This window comes from Ornithinimicrobium carbonis (assembly GCF_050703245.1).
Taxonomy (GTDB): Bacteria; Actinomycetota; Actinomycetes; order Actinomycetales; family Dermatophilaceae; genus Ornithinicoccus.
In genome coordinates this window covers 1,949,226-1,964,001 of the sequence record NZ_CP192647.1, presented here as the reverse complement: position 1 = coordinate 1,964,001, position 14,776 = coordinate 1,949,226, and the positions used below count along the sequence as shown (strand labels likewise).

The following is a 14,776-nucleotide window of genomic DNA, read 5'->3' as shown; positions in this document are numbered from 1 at the left end:
GGGCCGGGCCGCGTCCTGAGGGGCTTTTCCGACGGCGGCGAGGGGCACCTACCCTGGGGGGGTGCTGCCCGTCCGCCTCCTGCTCGCCGTCCTGGGCGGGGTGGCCGTCTGGCTGGCCTTCCCCGGGTTCGACGTCTGGCCGCTGGCCTTCCTCGGGACCGGTGCCCTCGCGCTGGCCACCGCCGGCACGCGGTGGTGGGTCGGTGCGCTGGCCGGCCTCGGCCTGGGGCTGACCTGGTTCGCCCCGATGTTCACCTGGGCGAGCACCTACGCCGGGACCGCGCCGTGGGCGGCCATGAGCGTGGCGTCGGCGCTGTACCCCGCCGCGCTGGGAGCTGTCCTGGCCCTCCTCCAGCGCGACGGCCGCGTCCGCCCGTTCGTCGGGGCCGCCGCGTGGGTCGTCATGGAGCAGGCCCGCGCCGTCACGCCGTTCGGCGGCTTCCCGTGGGCGCGCCTGGGCTTCAGCCAGGCCGACTCGCCCCTGCTGGGTGCGGTGGCCCTCGTCGGGGTCCCGGGCCTGGGTCTGCTCGTCGCCCTCGTCGGCGGGCTGCTGGCGCTGGGGGTGCAGCGCCTGGCCCGCGCGCGACCTGCCCCGCGCCGGAGCACGGCCTGGGTGCCGGTCCTGGCCGCCGCCGGCCTCGTCCTGGTGCCGCTGCTGGTGCCCCGGCCCACGGCCGGGGACCCCGTCACGGTCGCCGCCGTCCAGGGAGACATCCCGGAGGGCTTCACCCGCACCCTGACCGCCGAGCGCGGCACGATGCTGCAGCGCTACACCGAGCAGACCACCGGGCTGGCCGAGGACGTGGCCGCGGGGCGACAGGAGGCGCCGGACCTGGTCCTGTGGCCCGAGGGGGCGAGCGACCTCGACCCGCTGCACCCCGTGCGGGGCGCGGAGACGACCGGGCGGATCATGGAGGCGGTGGACGCCGTGGACGCCCCGGTCGTGCTCGGGGGCATCTCCCGGCAGGGTGGCGAGGACCCCTACAACACGATGTTCAGCTACCTGCCGGGCGAGGGCCTGGACCAGGTGTACAGCAAGGTCTACCTCGCACCTTTCGGCGAGTTCGTGCCGCTGCGTCCCCTCCTGCGCCACCTGAGCCCGTGGGTCGACCGGATCTCCGACCTGTCGGCCGGGACCGAGCCGGGCACCATGCCGGTGCCGCTGCCCGACGGCCGCACGGTCGACCTGGGCCTGGGGATCTGCTTTGAGGTGGTCGTGGACCCGGCCGTCCGGGACGTGGTGCGTGAGGGGGCCGACCTGCTCGTCGTCCCGACCAGCAACGCCTGGTTCGGGGAGGGGCACCAGTCGGTGCAGCACATCGCCGCCTCCCGCGTCCGGGCGGTCGAGCACGGCCGCTCGGTCGTGCACATCAGCAACGTCGGGGTCTCCGGGCTGATCACCCCCGACGGTCGGGTGCACGAGCCGACGGACCTGTACACCCGCGCGACCCTCGTGGGGGACCTGCCCCTGCGCTCGGCCACCACGCCCGCCCTCCACGTCGGCCCCTGGGTGGCCCCCGTCGCCGCCGTCGTGCTCGCCGGCGCCCTGCTCCGGACCTTGCTGCAGGCCGCCCGCGCGTCCGCGTCGGCTCGGGGTGACCGTACGCCCGCGGTTAGGCTGCCCCGGTGACGACGAGCCCTCGGCCGGTGATCCGGCGCGTCTGCGTGTGCGTGCCCACCTACGACGAGGCCGGCAACGTCGAGATGATCGTGCGGCGGATCCGGGCGGCGGTGCCGCAGGCGGACGTGCTGGTGCTCGACGACGCCAGCCCCGACGGGACCGGGGAGATCGCCGACCGGCTCGCCGCCGAGGACGGGCGTGTGCACGTGCTGCACCGACCCGGCAAGCAGGGCCTGGGCCCGGCGTACCTGGCCGGTTTCGCCTGGGCCCTGGAGCGGGACCACGACGCCGTCGTGCAGATCGACGCCGACGGGTCCCACCAGCCCGAGCAGCTCCCCGACCTGCTGGCGGCGGCCGCGGACGCCGACGTGGTCGTGGGGTCGCGCTACGTCCCCGGCGGTACGGTGCACAACTGGCCCGCGCACCGGCGGGCACTGTCGGTGGGCGCCAACACCTACGCCCGGCTGCTGCTGGGCATCCCGGTGCACGACGCGACGGCCGGCTTCCGGGTCTACCGCGCGTCGGCCCTGCGGGCGATGGACACCGCGGCCGTGGCCTCCCAGGGCTACTGCTTCCAGGTCGACCTCACGCTGCGGGCCCTGGACGAGGGGCTGCGCGTGGTGGAGGTCCCCGTCGCGTTCGTGGAGCGGGAGGTCGGCACCTCCAAGATGGACGACGCGATCGTGCGCGAGGCCGCCCTCCGCGTGGGGGTATGGGGTGCCCGTCGCCGCTGGCGTCAGGTCCGCGGCCACCTGGCGCGGGGGACGGGGGCCCGGGAACGCGCCGGCGCCGCGGGGCGTTCTCCCCGGTGGCACCACCTCGAGGAGGACGTCCCGTGACCGCACACCCCACCCCGCCGCCCCGTCGGCGCTCCGGCCTGCGCTGGCTGCTGGCGGGCCTGGTCGCCCTGCCGCTCCTGGAGCTGGTCGTCCTCGTCCTCGTGGGCCAGCAGATCGGGTTCTGGTGGACCCTGGCCCTCGTCGTCGGGGTCGGCCTGGTCGGAGCCTGGCTGGGCCGCCGTGAGTCGGGCCGCACCTACCGCGCCATGCAGGACGCCGTCCGCTCGGGCAGGGCTCCCACCGACGAGGTCACCGACGCCATCCTCGTCATGGTCGGTGCCTTCCTGCTCGTGCTCCCGGGCTTCGTCAGCGACCTGCTCGGGCTGGTGGCCGTGCTGCCGTTCACCCGGCCGTGGGCCCGGCGGCTGTTCCAGCTGCTCGTCGCCCGCCAGGCGGTCAGGGCCTCCGCCGGGGTGGTCGGGGGACCCGGGTGGCCGCAGACGTCGTGGCGCCCCGGGTCGGGACCCGGGTCCCGGCGGGGCGGGGGAGAGGTCATCGAGGGCGAGGTCGTGGAGGAGACCCCGCCCCCGGGGAGCACCGCCCCCGGTCGGCCACGGCTGGAGGAGTAGGTCTCGCCGCCGCGGTGGGCCAGCCACCGCGCTGTGCCAACCGGGGCCTGACCAGCACGACTGGCCCGGCGCACCAGCCTCCGCTACGATGGAACGTCCCCCTGCAAGCGTGCCGGTGCCTCCGGGTGCACCGCCGTGCGGCAGCGGCGGGGAACACGGTGACCGTGGCGGGCGTTGTCCCCTCAGGAGTCACACGACCGACCCGATCCTAATCACGTGTCCTGGACACGAGGGGAGTGCACATGGCTGAGAGGTCCCTGCGCGGAACCAACCTGAGCTGGTTGTCGTTCGAGAGCGACGAGGGCGTCACGTTCAGTGAGCGCCAGATCACGCGGTACGTCTGCCCCGACGGGCACATCAGCGAGCTGCCGTTCTCGGTGGAGGCCGAGATCCCGTCGCTGTGGGAGTGCCGCTGCGGGCTGGACGCCAAGCTCGTCGACGGCCCCGAGCCGGAGGCCAAGACGACCAAGCACCAGCGCACCCACTGGGACATGCTGCTCGAGCGCCGGTCCATCCCCGAGCTGGAGGAGCTGCTGGAGGAGCGTCTGGACCTGCTGCGCACGCAGCGTGGCGAGAAGCCCCGGCGCCGCAGCGCCTGAGGCGCCCCGACCTCATACCCCTCGACGGCCCCGGACCCCACGGTCCGGGGTCGTCGTGCGTGCGGGCGAGGGCTCAGACGATGCGCGGCTGCTCGTTGCCGGCCATCGCGATGCCCTCGCGCACCCGCACCCTCGTGAGGATCAGGCCTCCGACGACGAAGAAGGCGATGGTCACCAGGATCGCCGGTCGGTAGGACCCGGTGAGCTGGTAGGTCAGGCCGAACGCCAGGGTCCCGAACCAGCTCGTCCCGCGCTCCATGGCCTGGTAGAAGCTGAAGAACTCCGACTCCCGCCCCTGCGGGACCAGCTGGGAGTACAGCGACCGGGAGAGGGCCTGGGTGCCGCCCATCACCGTGCCGATCAGCACGGCGCAGACCATCCACACCCCGAAGGCGCCGGCCGGACGAAGTAGGCGAAGGCCACGACGAGGGTCCACATGAGGATGCCGCCCAGGACCGTCCGTTTCGCCCCTGCCCGGCCGGCGACGACCCCGAAGGCCAGGGCCCCGCCGAAGGCGACGAACTGCACGACGAGGATGGTGATGATCATCTGGCTGGTGTCGAACCCCAGCGCCTCGGTGCCGTAGAGGCTGGCCGACGTGATGACCGTCTGGATGCCGTCGTTGAAGAACAGGTAGGCCAGCAGGAAGGTGAGGGTGTGCGGGTAGGAGCGCAGCTCACCGAAGGTGTGCCGCAGCTGGGTGAACGTGCCGCCCAGCACGCCGGCGGCGCGGTCGACCGGGGGAGCGGTGGTCCCGCGGATGCGGCGCAGGCCGACCACCGGGATGAGGGTGAAGACCGCCCACCACAGTCCGGCGGAGAGCAGGGAGATCCGGATCGCCATCTCGTAGCTCAGCCCCAGGCTCTCGTGCACCTGCATCAGGCCCAGGTTGAGCGCGAGGAGCAGACCTCCGCCGAGGTAGCCCAGGGCCCAGGCCCGGGAGGACACCTTGTCGCGGTCGTCCGGATGGGCCACCCGGTTGAGCAGGGCGTCGTAGACGACCGTGGAGGCCCCCAGGCACAGGTTGGCCACCACGACGAGCAGCACGCCGAGCTGCCAGCTGCTGCCCTGCAGGAAGAACATCGCCGAGGCGGCCGCGGCGCCCGACCAGGCCAGACCGCCCAGCAGGTGGGTCGGCCGGGGGTGGCGGTCGGCGACGGCGCCGACGAAGAGGAGCACGACGGCCGAGACGAGGGTGGCGACCGTGATCGTGTACGGCGCGAGCGACCCGACCGCCACGGGCAGACCCAGGATCGAGAGCCGCTCGTCGCAGACCTGCCCCGCCACGAGGTCCGGGCACGCGTCCGCGCGGGCCAGCGCGGTCAGGTAGGGACTGATCAGGACCGTGCCGGTGGTGGTGACGTAGGCCGAGTTGGCCCAGTCGTACCAGCCCCAGGCGCGCTGGTGGGCCCGGGTCCGCTCGAGCTCGGGATCGGCGCGCAGCAATCCGGTGGCTGAGGTCATGGGGCGAGCGTGCCACACGGGCGCGACGGGAAGAGCGCAGGCACGGCTCGAGTTGCGCCGTGCCCGGGATGAGGCAGGGTAGGCAGCGTACGTTCCGTCCAACGAAAGGAGTCGTCATGGGACTGGGTGACAAGATCTCGAACGCGGCCGAGGATGCCAAGGGCAAGGCCAAGGAGGGCGTCGGCGACGCCACCGACAACGAGCAGATGCAGGCTGAGGGCAAGGGCGAGCAGCTGTCCGCCAGCGCCAAGAAGGCAGGCGAGAACGTGAAGGACGGCTTCAACGACGCCACCCGCTGACACCCGGCCGCCGACCTGAGGTCGGCGCGCCGTCGGCCGACGAGGACCCACCGCCCCGTGCGGGGTGGTGGGTCCTCCGCGTGCGACGGACGTCCGGGGGCCGGCTCAGGTCGCCGAGGGGTCCGGGCCGTCCTCGCGCGGGGCAGGAGCGTCCCGCTTCCCAGGCCGGGTGGCCCGTGTCGCCCCTCTCGGGCGCCGTCGGGGGAGCCGGGGTCGGCTGCGCCCCCCGCGCACCACCTGCTGGATCGTGCGCTCCTCCTGCTCGTGCTCCTCGGCGGCCCGCGCACGGAAGAGCGGTGCCTCGTGCTCGGCGCGGGCCGCAGCCACCGCCCCCTCGGGAGTGGTCACCGCCAGGTCGTCGGCGGTCAGGTCGCCGGTGCGCAGGTCGACCTGCTCGCTGAGGTAGCGCAGGAGCACCACCACCGACGCGGCCACCGGCACGGCGAGGAAGGCACCGATGATGCCGAAGAGCGTCCCGCCCCCCGCCACCGCCAGCAGGATGATGCCGGGGTGCATCTGCATGCTGCGGCCCTGCAGGGCCGGCTGAAGGACGTTGCCCTCGATCTGCTGGACCGCCAGCACGAGGACGAGGACCCAGACCGCGGTGGTGAAGCCCTGGGTGACCAGCGCGACCAGGACGGCGAGGCCCCCGGCGATGAGGGCCCCGACGATGGGGATGAAACCGCCGGCGAAGGTCAGGACGGCCAGGGCCAGGGCCAGCGGCACCTGCAGGATGAGCAGACCCGCCCCGATGAGCACCGCGTCGGCGGCGCTGACGATCGCCTGGGTGCGGATGAACCCGCCGAGCGTGTTCCACACCCGGGTCAGGGCCTCGGTGAGGTGGCGTCCCGCGGAGCGTCCCATGGTCCGTCGCAACCACGGCAGGAACTCCGGACCGTCCTTGAGGAAGAAGAAGGTCAGGACCAGCACCATCGCCAGCGTCACCAGTGCCGACCCCACGGCACCCACCCCGGTCGCCAGGTAGCTGGCGGCCTGGGTGCTCTGGTCCTGCAACCAGTCGACGGCGGTGCCGACGTACTGGTCGACCTGGGTCTGCTCCAGGTTCAGCGGGGGACCGTTGAGCCAGTCGCTGACCTGCCCGATGCCGTCCGAGGCCTGCTCGAAGATCTCCTGGGACTGGCTGGCCACCGAGGGCGCCAGCGCGGTGAGCACGCCGCCGACCAGGCCGAAGGCCAGCAGCAGGGTCAGCACGGTGGCCAGCGCCGGGGCGAGTTTGCGGCGCAGGAGGTTGACCACGGGCCACAGCACGGTGGAGACGATGAGGGCCAGGATGATGGGCAGGACACCGACCCAGACCTTGCCCAGGATCCACCACAGGACCCACAGGGCGGCGGCGACGAAGAGGAAGCGCAGGCTCCAGTCCGCCACGGCCTTCATCCCCACCCCGATGACCCGACCCCGGTCGACCCCGACGTTGGTCGTCTCCTCGGGACGGCCCAGGGGGGGCTGCTGGCTGCCCGGGACGGTCGGCGGGCGGTGGCCCACGTCCTCCGCGGCCTCCTCCACCGGCACGTTGGCCGAGGTGACCTCGCGCGTCTCCCTCTGCAGGTCGGATTCAGGCATCCCCACTCCTGGTCGCTCGTCGGTCGGCGGTCGCCGACGCCCTAGTCTCGCATCACCCACGTCGTGGACCGTGCCCAGAACCTGCCCGGGAGATCACCCGGGGTCGTCGGCGAGGGTGGTCGGGACGACGCGAACGCCGATCCGGGCCGTCGCCCCGGCGGCGACCACGAGTGCACGGTCCCCGCGCGCGACCGTCTCGACGCACACGAACCGCAGCCACTCCTCGTCACCCAGGTCCTCGAGTCCGGCGGCCTTGTCCTGCCAGGGGTTCCACACCACGGTCTGCGCAGCGCCGCGGGGGAGGACGTGCAGGGCACGCAGGGAGGCCCGGTCCTCGACGACCACGGGGCCGCTGCGGTCGTAGACGCGGTCCGTCTCGCCGGCGAGCTGCAGGGGACCGTCCTGGACCTCGTGCCGACCCGTGACCTTGTCCAGGTAGGGGGCCTCCTCCAGACCCAGGACGGCGATCTCCCGGACGTCTCCCACGTGCAGGTAGGTGTGCAGGGCCACCTCGACGACCTGGTCCTCGGTGGTGGGGTTGTGCACGCGCAACGACAGGTCCATGACCGGACCGGGCTCGCCGTCGGCGAGCGACACGGCATACCGGAGGTCGAAGTCGCCGGGCACGTGCTCCGCACCGGGGGAGCCGAGCACGTCCTGGCCCCCGACCGCCCAGGCCCACACCTCGTCAGGCTCCGGGTCGACGGGCGACCAGGTGCTCGTGCGGACCACGCCGTGGCTGGGGCTGAGACCTCCGTCGGGACCGTCGGCGAACCACGGGTAGCAGACCGGCACACCGCCCCTGATCGGCCTGGACCCGTCCAGGACGGCCGCCTCGCTGAGCCAGACGACGGGCAGACCGTCGACTGTCCACTCGGCGAGGTGGGCGCCGAAGTCGTAGGCGACGAGGCGCGAGGGCCCCTCGACATGGATCCGTGGGGTCAGGGTCATGGAGCCAGCCTAGGCGTCACCCCCGGTCTGACCCGGCGCACCGCCGTCGCCTCCACCTCGTAGCGGGAGGACCGTCCGGCGGCGCTGCCGAAGAAGCGTCGCCGAAGGCTTCCATGCACCTCCACCACCTGCCCGTCCGGGAGCCGACCGGCGGTCCTGCGTGTCCGCGCGGTCCAGCACGCCACCTCCAGGGTGTCCACCTGCCGGCGTCCGCCGGGCTCCCCGCGGCCCGGCCTGGGCACCACGACCCGGAACTGGACGAGCTGGTCGCCGCTGGGCATCTCCCGGGTCACCGGTGCACCGCTGACCCGGCCCACGAGGTGGACCTCGTTGACCGCTGCCTCCTCCCCGCTCCCCGTGCTGGCCCGTCCGTGGTCGACCGCCGGGACCACTGGTTCCTTCGTGCTGGTCATGCTGCCAGCGTCCCCGCCGCTCGACCGTCGTGCCAGGCCCGGCGTCGTGGATGTGGACGAGGCGGACCCTGGCGGCGGGGATGTGCAGGACGTGACCGGCTACGGTGCCCGGATGGAGGCGGACCGTTGTGGCACCCGTGCGTGGCCGGCGCCCGTGCGCTACGACGGGGAGCTGCGCGACCGGGTGGTGGTGAACCTGGCCGGTCATGCTCGGCGCGAGGCAGCCCTGGACGGGCGCCGCCACGCGGCCGTCGCGATCGTGCTCGTGCAGTCCGTCGCCGGTGGTGCCCGCACGGAGGCGCGCCGTGCCGACGGCACACCGGTCCACGACCCGGCCCTGCTGGGGCAGGGACTGGACCGTGCCGACGGGGGAGCGGCCTTCCTGCTGTGCCGGCGGCCACCGGGGCTGCGCCGTCACGGGGGGCAGTACGCCCTGCCCGGTGGCCGGCTGGACCCCGGTGAGGACCCCGTGACCGCGGCCCTGCGGGAGACCGAGGAGGAGGTGGGGCTGCGGCTGGGGGAGGAGGACGTGCTCGGCCTCATGGACGACTACGGGACGCGGTCGGGGTTCGTCATGACACCGGTGGTGCTGTGGGCCGGGGGAGCGGGGGACCTGCGCCCGGACCCCGCTGAGGTGCAGGCCGTCTTCCGCGTGGGTCTGCACCACCTGCTGCGTCAGGACTCGCCCCGCTTCACGCGCATCCCGCAGAGCGAGCGGCCGGTCGTGGAGCTCGTGCTGGGGGAGGAGGTGGTGCACGCGCCGACGGCAGCGGTGGTGCTGCAGCTCGGGTGGCTGGGGCTGCAGGGGCGCACCGACCCGGTCCACCACTTCGAGCAGCCCGTCTTCGCCTGGCGCTAGACGACCGTCCGGCGCCCGGTGGACCCCCGGTAGTGTGCTGGCCCATGGGCGTCCAGCACCGTCTCGACGAGGCCATCCAGGACTTCTACGGCGGGCCGTTCGACGAGGACGCACGGACGGGGTCGTCGGTCGACGGCCAGGTGGAGCTCGAGCGCACCCGCCGCATCGTCACCGGTCTGCTGGCACCGGGGTCCAGGGTCCTGGACGTCGGTGGTGCGACCGGGGTGCACAGCCGCTGGCTGGCCGGGGCCGGGCACGAGGTGACCCTCGTGGACCCGGTGCCCTCCCAGGTGGCTCGCGCCGCGCAGGCGGGGACCTTCACCGCGCTGGTCGGGGACGCCCGTGCGCTGCCCGCCGCGGACGGCTCGGTCGACGCGGTCCTGCTGCTGGGTCCGCTGTACCACCTCGTCACCGTCGTCGACCGGGCCACCGCCCTCGCCGAGGCCCGCCGGGTCCTCCGGCCGGGCGGGACCCTGTTCGCGCAGGGGATCGGTCGGCTCGCGGCGTTCACCGAGGCGGTGACCACCCGTGGATTCCCCGACCTGGGCCGGGCCGACCTGGAGATCCTTCGGACAGGTGTCTGGTTCAGCACGCACGGCGGGTTCCCCGGGGGACACCTGCACTCGGTGGCCCAGCTGCGTCAGGAGGTCAGGACCGCCGGGTTCACCGACGTCGTCGTGCACGGCGTCGAGGGACCCGGTGTGGGTGCGCTGGGGCTGGCGGCCGGGGACGAGCGGCTCGTGGCGCTCGCGGTGGAGCTGGTCGAGCGCCTGGAGGAGGGGCTGGCCGGACGCCCGGGTTCGCTCGACGCCCTGGCGGAGCGCAGTCCGCACCTGCTGGCGGTCGGCCGTCGACCACGCTGACCGGCCGGCGGCCGCCTACGTCGTGGCCCCGGCCCGAGGCCGTCGGGCCCAGTGCTTCAGGGCGAGCACCACCGCGATCAGCCCGCTGAGCCAGACAGCACGAGCACCGCGGCCGCGGTGACCAGCCCCGCGGCCAGCACCCCGTCGATGCCCACGGGCTGGTCTCGACGCTGGGTGTCGGGCCGCACGGCACCACCGTAGCGGCCGCCGCTCGTCGCGGTCCGGCGCAGGATCGGTCTTGCCAGGGCCGCTGCCGCGCTGGCACGGTGAAGCATGAGCGTCCGAGCCTGCCTCGTGTCCGATCTGCCCGTCGACGGTGCGCCGTGGCTGGAGCCCGACGCCGACCTCGGTGAGAGCCGCAGTCTCGTCGAGGAGGTCCACGGCGAGGTGGTCGCCTCCGGCCTGCGCCGTCGCGGCGGTCCGGACGCCGACGTCGACCTGGTCGAGCTGGCCTGCCAGCCGGGGCGAGGTGCCGACCTGCTGAGGGCACTGGTCGCCGAGGACGAACGACCGGTGATGCTGCGTGTCGTGCCTGGCACCCCGAAGGCGGAGGCGGTCGCCGTGGTCGGCCACGTGGAGGTGATGCAGAGTCTGCCCCCCGGAGCGATCCGCACCAGCCACCCCGACGTGCTCGCCTGGTCGCAGGAACGTCTCGCGAAGGCCGAGCGGGAGCGCCTGGCCCTGGCCCCCGGCACCGACTTCACGCTGGAGGAGCTGCTCGACCTGTGGATGGTCGCCTACGTGCCGGCGCACCAGGGTTTCCTGCCCGTGAAGGACGTGGAGGCGACCCGCGAGGCGTTCCGCACGTGGTTCGCCGGGTCCTTGGACCGGGAGGCCAGCTTCGTCGCGCGTGCCGGCGATGGTCGTGCCGTCGCCGCGACCATGATGACCGCGGTGATCGACGGCATTCTCGTGCCGAACATGGTCGACGTCTCGCCCGGGCACCCGGCGTCCCAGACCGCCGCGGCCGCGTGCGTGGCCGCCACGATCCTGGCGGTCAGCCCGCGGCCCGTGGAGTTCGAGGGGCACGTCGACCAGGCCCTCTACATGAGCGTCATGGACATGGTCCCGCACCGGTCCGCCGGTGTGCTCACACCGATGGACATGGTCCGGATCCAGGGAGTCGAGGGCACACCGGTGCCGCGTGCTGGCCGAGACGTCTCGTAACGCCGATAAGCGACATTATGTAAAGTCACAGCAGGTGACCTCCGCCGAGGAGGCGACGACCGTCCGCTCGCGGCCGGTGGAGGATGCTGACATGGACGAGAACAAGCCCGTGCTGCAGCTCCGTGTCGTCGTCGAGGCCGAGGACTTCGACGCTGCGGTGCGGTTCTACCGCGACGTGCTCGGCCTGCCGGAGCGGATCGCCTACGCCCAGGGCGCCGACGACCGGGTGTCGATCCTCGAGGCAGGCCGGGCGACGCTGGAGATCGCCTCCCCCGGCCACAAGAAGGCCATCGACCAGAAATCGAGGCAGGCGGCCAGGAGAGCCGGCGCATCCGCCTGGCCTTCGAGGTCACCGACTCCGAGGGGATGACCCGTCGTCTGGAGTCCGCGGGCGCACGCGTCGTCGCCGAGCCGGTGCTGACGCCGTGGCGGTCGCTGAACTCCCGGCTCGACGCGCCCGGCGAACTCCAGATCACGCTGTTCCAGGAGACGATGGCGGAAGAGCAGCTGCCGCATCTCGAGGGCTTCGCCACCGACGCAGAGCGCGACTGAGACCTCCCTCGCCCAGCAGGCCGGATGTCACCACGAAGCGGCGGATCGGGCGCGCGGCGACTCCAGGGGCGGGACCGGTCAGGGCCTAGAGCTGTGGGCCGCAACGTGGCGGACGCAGGCCCGCGCTGTCGGCCTGGCGTCCAGTCGCCTCGGGTCCATGGGTTGGTCGCAGACGTCGCAGATGCCGAACGTCCCCTTCGCCACCCGCTGCAACGCCGCGTCGATCTCCTCGAGGTGCCTGCGGGCCTGGTCGGTCACGGCGGACAGTTGAGCGCGCTCGAAGGCGATCGTCTGGCCCTCCGGGTCGTGCTCGTCGTCGGCATTCGAGTCCCGCGAGGCCTCGAAGAACGAGGCCATGTCTTCCGTCAGCTGTGCGACCCGGGCGGCGAGCGCGGCACGCTCCTCCAGCAGCCGGGTGCCGACGTCGACGGAGGCCGGGTGAGGGTCCTGGTCCGGAGAGATGGACGGCATGGTTCGAGTATCGACCTCGTGGTGGGCCTCGACCATTCCGCGCCGCAGGGACGAGGTGCGAGGCGCTCAGGGAACCACTGCGGACACCGCCGCACAAGCGGTAGAATTCGTGATGCAGCAGCGCCGTCACCTCGCCGTGCGGGTTGCCGTCCGCCGCTGGCGCCCGCACCGTGAGGAGCGCCGCATGGGCAGCATCGGCATCACCTCGTGTCCACTCCGCGACCGGGTGGACCCGCGCGCCCTCCGATTCAGCGCCGCCGCAACGGCGAGCGTGCTGGTCGTCGTGCTGCTGACCGTGGGTCCCGCTCGGCCGCTCGCTCTCGGGCTGCTGGCCTCGCAGGTCGCCGTGTTCGGACTCACCGCCTTCGTCAGCGTGCACTGGTCCGTGTGGGCGCAGATCTTCGCCCGGTACATCTGGCCGCGGATCGGAGCGGCGACCGAGCTGCAGGATGCTCACCCGGCCCGTTTTGCCCAGTTCCTCGGCTTCGTGCTGACCGCATCGGCGCTGCTCGGCTTCCTCTTCGGCGTCGATGGTGTCGGCTATGGCTTGACCGCCGTCGCCCTCGTCGGGGCCGCCATCAACGCCGCCACTGGAGTCTGTCCCGGTTGCAGGATCTACCTGATGACTCGTCGGCTGCAGCGCGTCCGAGCATGATCGCTGCGCCGGACGAGGACGACCCGTCTCACGCGGTCCGCCTGACCTCGCCGACCGCCGCCAGGCATGCGTCCAGCGTAGGAGCCGGCCGCCCCGCGTGGGACCATGGCGGGACCGTCGTCCGAGAGGTGCCATGTCCGACCTGCTCTCCCGCCCCCGCCGCCTCTACGGCCTCCTGGCTGCCGCCGAGATGGTCACCTGGGCGTTCCTGCTGGCCGGAATGACCGCGACCTACCTGCTCGACGCCGGCCACCTGCCGGTCCGGGTCGGCGGCAGCCTGCACGGCTTCGTCTTCCTCGCCTACGCCCTCGTCACCCTCGTCGTCGGGGTCGACCAGCGCTGGTCGGGGCGGGACCTCGTGCTGGGCCTGGCCTCGGCGGTGGTCCCCTTCGTCACGGTGCCGTTCGAGCGCAGCGCCGCGCGGCGCGGCCTGCTCGGAGAGCGGTGGCAGCTGCGGGACGCGGGCCGCTCCCCGTCCGGTCCGGTCGAGGGTCTTGTCGCGGCGGCCGTCGGCCGTCCCGCCCTGGCCGGCCTCCTGGGCGTGGTCGGCGTCGGAGCCACCTTCGCGGTGCTGCTCGCCCTCGGTCCGCCGACGCAGTGGTTCGCCTGAGGGACCGGGGCGCTCCCCCGCGACCGGGTCCGCGGATTGGTGCACAGCATACCCCTGGGGGTATAGTGTGGGTATGGCGACCACTGACCTGACCGTGTCCTCCTTCGAGTCCACCATCACCGCGGACGGCATCGTCCTCGTCGACTTCTGGGCCGACTGGTGCGGCCCGTGCAAGCAGTTCGCGCCCGTGTACGAGGCCGCGTCCGAGCAGCACCCCGACATCACCTTCGGCAAGGTCGACACCGAGGAGGAGCGCGAGCTGGCCGCGGCCGCGGGCATCACCTCCATCCCCACCCTCATGGCCTTCCGCGACGGGATCGCGGTCTTCGCGCAGGCGGGGGCCCTGCCCCCCGCCGCGCTGGAGCAGGTCGTGCAGGCCGTGCGCGACCTCGACATGGACGACGTGCGCGCCCAGGTCGAGGCGCAGCAGGCGATGGCGGACTCGCCGGTGGAGATCTCCGCGGAGGACTTCGCCCGTCGCCACGCCGAGCGTGACGTCACCCTGGTCGACGTGCGCGAGCCCGCGGAGTACCGCGCCGGCCACCTCCCCGGTGCCGAGCTCGTGCCGATGCGCTCGGTCGCCGACAAGGCCGACGAGCTGCCCCGCGACGAGCCGGTCTACGTCATCTGCGCCACCGGCAACCGCAGCCGCTCGATGACCGAGGTGCTGCGCCGTGCCGGGGTCGAGGCCTACTCGGTGGCCGGCGGCACCCAGGCCTGGGCAGCAGGCGGGCCCGGTCGCGAGCTGGTGGCCGGTCCCCGCGCCACCGCGCAGGTCTGACCCCGGGCACGACCGCCGGCGGGCGGCCCCGACATGCGCGGGCCGCCCGCCGCCCCTACGGTCGGGGCATGGACGACATCCTCAGCACCCACCCGGCCAAGGACACCTTCGACCTGCCGCAGCTGCGCGCCGCCATCGACGCCGCGAGCCGCTGCGCCTCCACCTGCGGAACCTGCGCCGACGCCTGTCTGCACGGCGACCACGTCGAGGGCATGGTCCGGTGCATCGACCTGTGCACCCAGTGCGCCGCCGTGTGCCGCACGACCGCGGAGATCCTCTCCCGCCCCGGCCCCAACGGCGACTCCTGGCGCTCGGTGGTCCAGGCCTGCATCGCCGTCTGCCGCGAGTGCGCCGAGGAGTGCTCGAGCCACGACCACGACCACTGCCAGCAGTGCGCGCAGGCCTGCCGCGACTGCGCCGACGCCTGCCAGGCCCTCCTCGGCGTGGCCGACTGACCCTGGGGCCGCGGACGGCCCTGC

20 protein-coding genes and 1 pseudogene are annotated in these 14,776 nt (G+C 73.4%); 15 read left to right on the top strand and 6 right to left on the bottom strand.

All coding sequences use genetic code 11. From position 1 onward, the window contains the following. Nucleotides 1–61: 61 nt before the first annotated feature. The 4 genes from lnt (at nt 62) to ACQ95T_RS09855 (ending at nt 3,628) form a co-directional block, all read left to right on the top strand. Nucleotides 62–1,630: an apolipoprotein N-acyltransferase gene (lnt, locus tag ACQ95T_RS09870; RefSeq protein WP_425942588.1), complete on the top strand. Its 1,569-nt coding sequence runs from the start codon at nt 62–64 to the stop codon at nt 1,628–1,630. Further along, nucleotides 1,627–2,460 carry a polyprenol monophosphomannose synthase gene (locus ACQ95T_RS09865; protein WP_425942589.1) on the top strand — a complete coding sequence of 278 codons (834 nt, stop codon included), beginning with the start codon at nt 1,627–1,629 and terminating at the stop codon, nt 2,458–2,460. Before lnt ends, ACQ95T_RS09865 begins: the two co-directional genes overlap by 4 nt. Beyond that, nucleotides 2,457–3,029 carry an FxsA family protein gene (locus ACQ95T_RS09860; RefSeq protein WP_425942590.1) on the top strand — a complete coding sequence of 191 codons (573 nt, stop codon included), beginning with the start codon at nt 2,457–2,459 and terminating at the stop codon, nt 3,027–3,029. The genes ACQ95T_RS09865 and ACQ95T_RS09860 overlap by 4 nt, the downstream gene beginning before the upstream one ends. Nucleotides 3,030–3,271: 242 nt before the next feature. Beyond that, complete coding sequence (locus ACQ95T_RS09855) at nt 3,272–3,628, top strand: RNA polymerase-binding protein RbpA (protein ID WP_425942591.1); 357 nt, start codon at nt 3,272–3,274, stop codon at nt 3,626–3,628. Nucleotides 3,629–3,701: 73 nt separating this feature from the next. Here the strand turns inward: ACQ95T_RS09855 and ACQ95T_RS09850 are convergent, their stop codons facing one another. Beyond that, nucleotides 3,702–3,995, bottom strand: a complete 294-nt coding sequence (locus tag ACQ95T_RS09850) for an MFS transporter (protein ID WP_431472877.1) — start codon at nt 3,993–3,995, stop codon at nt 3,702–3,704. Further along, entirely contained in the window at nt 3,989–5,092 is a 1,104-nt protein-coding gene (locus ACQ95T_RS09845; RefSeq protein ID WP_431472876.1) for an MFS transporter, read from the bottom strand. Before ACQ95T_RS09845 ends, ACQ95T_RS09850 begins: the two co-directional genes overlap by 7 nt. Nucleotides 5,093–5,208: 116 nt before the next feature. On the opposite strand from ACQ95T_RS09845, the gene ACQ95T_RS09840 reads away from it, so the two are divergent. Continuing rightward, entirely contained in the window at nt 5,209–5,391 is a 183-nt protein-coding gene (locus ACQ95T_RS09840) for a CsbD family protein (protein ID WP_425942593.1), read from the top strand. Between the two features lie 105 nt (nt 5,392–5,496). On the opposite strand, the gene ACQ95T_RS09835 is transcribed toward ACQ95T_RS09840, so the two are convergent. The 3 genes from ACQ95T_RS09835 to ACQ95T_RS09825 all read right to left on the bottom strand — a co-directional run bounded on the left by ACQ95T_RS09835 (nt 5,497) and on the right by ACQ95T_RS09825 (nt 8,339). Further along, complete coding sequence (locus ACQ95T_RS09835) at nt 5,497–6,975, bottom strand: AI-2E family transporter (RefSeq protein WP_425942594.1); 1,479 nt, start codon at nt 6,973–6,975, stop codon at nt 5,497–5,499. Between the two features lie 93 nt (nt 6,976–7,068). Next, on the bottom strand, nt 7,069–7,926 hold the full coding sequence (locus ACQ95T_RS09830) for a D-hexose-6-phosphate mutarotase (RefSeq protein WP_425942595.1): 858 nt from the start codon (nt 7,924–7,926) through the stop codon (nt 7,069–7,071). Beyond that, nucleotides 7,923–8,339, bottom strand: a complete 417-nt coding sequence (locus ACQ95T_RS09825) for a single-stranded DNA-binding protein (protein ID WP_425942596.1) — start codon at nt 8,337–8,339, stop codon at nt 7,923–7,925. Before ACQ95T_RS09825 ends, ACQ95T_RS09830 begins: the two co-directional genes overlap by 4 nt. Before the next feature lie 91 nt (nt 8,340–8,430). Between ACQ95T_RS09825 and ACQ95T_RS09820 the strand changes: the two genes are divergently transcribed. The 5 genes from ACQ95T_RS09820 (at nt 8,431) to ACQ95T_RS09800 (ending at nt 11,780) form a co-directional block, all read left to right on the top strand. Continuing rightward, nucleotides 8,431–9,198: an NUDIX hydrolase gene (locus ACQ95T_RS09820; protein ID WP_425942597.1), complete on the top strand. Its 768-nt coding sequence runs from the start codon at nt 8,431–8,433 to the stop codon at nt 9,196–9,198. 44 nt (nt 9,199–9,242) lie between these two features. Further along, nucleotides 9,243–10,061 carry a class I SAM-dependent methyltransferase gene (locus ACQ95T_RS09815; protein ID WP_425942598.1) on the top strand — a complete coding sequence of 273 codons (819 nt, stop codon included), beginning with the start codon at nt 9,243–9,245 and terminating at the stop codon, nt 10,059–10,061. A 273-nt stretch (nt 10,062–10,334) separates the two neighbouring features. After that, nucleotides 10,335–11,228: a hypothetical protein gene (locus tag ACQ95T_RS09810; protein WP_425942599.1), complete on the top strand. Its 894-nt coding sequence runs from the start codon at nt 10,335–10,337 to the stop codon at nt 11,226–11,228. Nucleotides 11,229–11,262: 34 nt separating this feature from the next. Continuing rightward, complete coding sequence (locus ACQ95T_RS09805) at nt 11,263–11,598, top strand: hypothetical protein (RefSeq protein WP_431472875.1); 336 nt, start codon at nt 11,263–11,265, stop codon at nt 11,596–11,598. Continuing rightward, nucleotides 11,595–11,780, top strand: a complete 186-nt coding sequence (locus tag ACQ95T_RS09800) for a hypothetical protein (RefSeq protein WP_431472874.1) — start codon at nt 11,595–11,597, stop codon at nt 11,778–11,780. Before ACQ95T_RS09805 ends, ACQ95T_RS09800 begins: the two co-directional genes overlap by 4 nt. 78 nt (nt 11,781–11,858) lie before the next feature. On the opposite strand, the gene ACQ95T_RS09795 is transcribed toward ACQ95T_RS09800, so the two are convergent. After that, nucleotides 11,859–12,251, bottom strand: coding sequence for a TraR/DksA family transcriptional regulator (locus tag ACQ95T_RS09795; protein ID WP_425942601.1), 393 nt, complete (start codon nt 12,249–12,251; stop codon nt 11,859–11,861). Between ACQ95T_RS09795 and ACQ95T_RS09790 the strand changes: the two genes are divergently transcribed. The 5 genes and pseudogenes from ACQ95T_RS09790 to ACQ95T_RS09770 all read left to right on the top strand — a co-directional run bounded on the left by ACQ95T_RS09790 (nt 12,241) and on the right by ACQ95T_RS09770 (nt 14,752). Next, on the top strand, nt 12,241–12,906 hold the full coding sequence (locus ACQ95T_RS09790; protein WP_431472873.1) for a DUF4395 domain-containing protein: 666 nt from the start codon (nt 12,241–12,243) through the stop codon (nt 12,904–12,906). The two genes, ACQ95T_RS09795 and ACQ95T_RS09790, sit on opposite strands and share 11 nt — an antisense overlap. Nucleotides 12,907–13,039: 133 nt before the next feature. Next, the gene (locus tag ACQ95T_RS09785; protein WP_425942603.1) at nt 13,040–13,516 is read left to right on the top strand and encodes a DUF3817 domain-containing protein; all 477 of its coding nucleotides are present in this window, start codon (nt 13,040–13,042) and stop codon (nt 13,514–13,516) included. A 73-nt stretch (nt 13,517–13,589) separates the two neighbouring features. Then, nucleotides 13,590–13,964, top strand: a pseudogene (gene trxA, locus ACQ95T_RS09780) (thioredoxin); the annotation flags it as partial. After that, nucleotides 13,950–14,297: a rhodanese-like domain-containing protein gene (locus tag ACQ95T_RS09775; RefSeq protein WP_431473815.1), complete on the top strand. Its 348-nt coding sequence runs from the start codon at nt 13,950–13,952 to the stop codon at nt 14,295–14,297. The pseudogene trxA and the gene ACQ95T_RS09775, both read left to right, overlap by 15 nt. Before the next feature lie 68 nt (nt 14,298–14,365). Then, nucleotides 14,366–14,752, top strand: coding sequence for a four-helix bundle copper-binding protein (locus ACQ95T_RS09770; RefSeq protein WP_425942605.1), 387 nt, complete (start codon nt 14,366–14,368; stop codon nt 14,750–14,752). The last annotated feature ends 24 nt before the right edge of the window (nt 14,753–14,776 follow it).

Bases quoted from the DNA above. Each gene is read 5' to 3' on its own strand.
- ACQ95T_RS09815 (WP_425942598.1), top strand. From the start codon at position 9,243: ATGGGCGTCCAGCACCGTCTCGACGAGGCCATCCAGGACTTCTACGGC.
- ACQ95T_RS09835 (WP_425942594.1), bottom strand. From the start codon at position 6,975: ATGCCTGAATCCGACCTGCAGAGGGAGACGCGCGAGGTCACCTCGGCC.
- ACQ95T_RS09800 (WP_431472874.1), top strand. From the start codon at position 11,595: ATGACCCGTCGTCTGGAGTCCGCGGGCGCACGCGTCGTCGCCGAGCCG.
- ACQ95T_RS09845 (WP_431472876.1), bottom strand. From the start codon at position 5,092: ATGACCTCAGCCACCGGATTGCTGCGCGCCGATCCCGAGCTCGAGCGG.
- ACQ95T_RS09825 (WP_425942596.1), bottom strand. From the start codon at position 8,339: ATGACCAGCACGAAGGAACCAGTGGTCCCGGCGGTCGACCACGGACGG.
- ACQ95T_RS09810 (WP_425942599.1), top strand. From the start codon at position 10,335: ATGAGCGTCCGAGCCTGCCTCGTGTCCGATCTGCCCGTCGACGGTGCG.
- ACQ95T_RS09775 (WP_431473815.1), top strand. From the start codon at position 13,950: ATGGCGGACTCGCCGGTGGAGATCTCCGCGGAGGACTTCGCCCGTCGC.
- ACQ95T_RS09795 (WP_425942601.1), bottom strand. From the start codon at position 12,251: ATGCCGTCCATCTCTCCGGACCAGGACCCTCACCCGGCCTCCGTCGAC.
- ACQ95T_RS09840 (WP_425942593.1), top strand. From the start codon at position 5,209: ATGGGACTGGGTGACAAGATCTCGAACGCGGCCGAGGATGCCAAGGGC.
- ACQ95T_RS09770 (WP_425942605.1), top strand. From the start codon at position 14,366: ATGGACGACATCCTCAGCACCCACCCGGCCAAGGACACCTTCGACCTG.
- ACQ95T_RS09790 (WP_431472873.1), top strand. From the start codon at position 12,241: ATGGACGGCATGGTTCGAGTATCGACCTCGTGGTGGGCCTCGACCATT.
- ACQ95T_RS09830 (WP_425942595.1), bottom strand. From the start codon at position 7,926: ATGACCCTGACCCCACGGATCCATGTCGAGGGGCCCTCGCGCCTCGTC.
- ACQ95T_RS09855 (WP_425942591.1), top strand. From the start codon at position 3,272: ATGGCTGAGAGGTCCCTGCGCGGAACCAACCTGAGCTGGTTGTCGTTC.
- ACQ95T_RS09785 (WP_425942603.1), top strand. From the start codon at position 13,040: ATGTCCGACCTGCTCTCCCGCCCCCGCCGCCTCTACGGCCTCCTGGCT.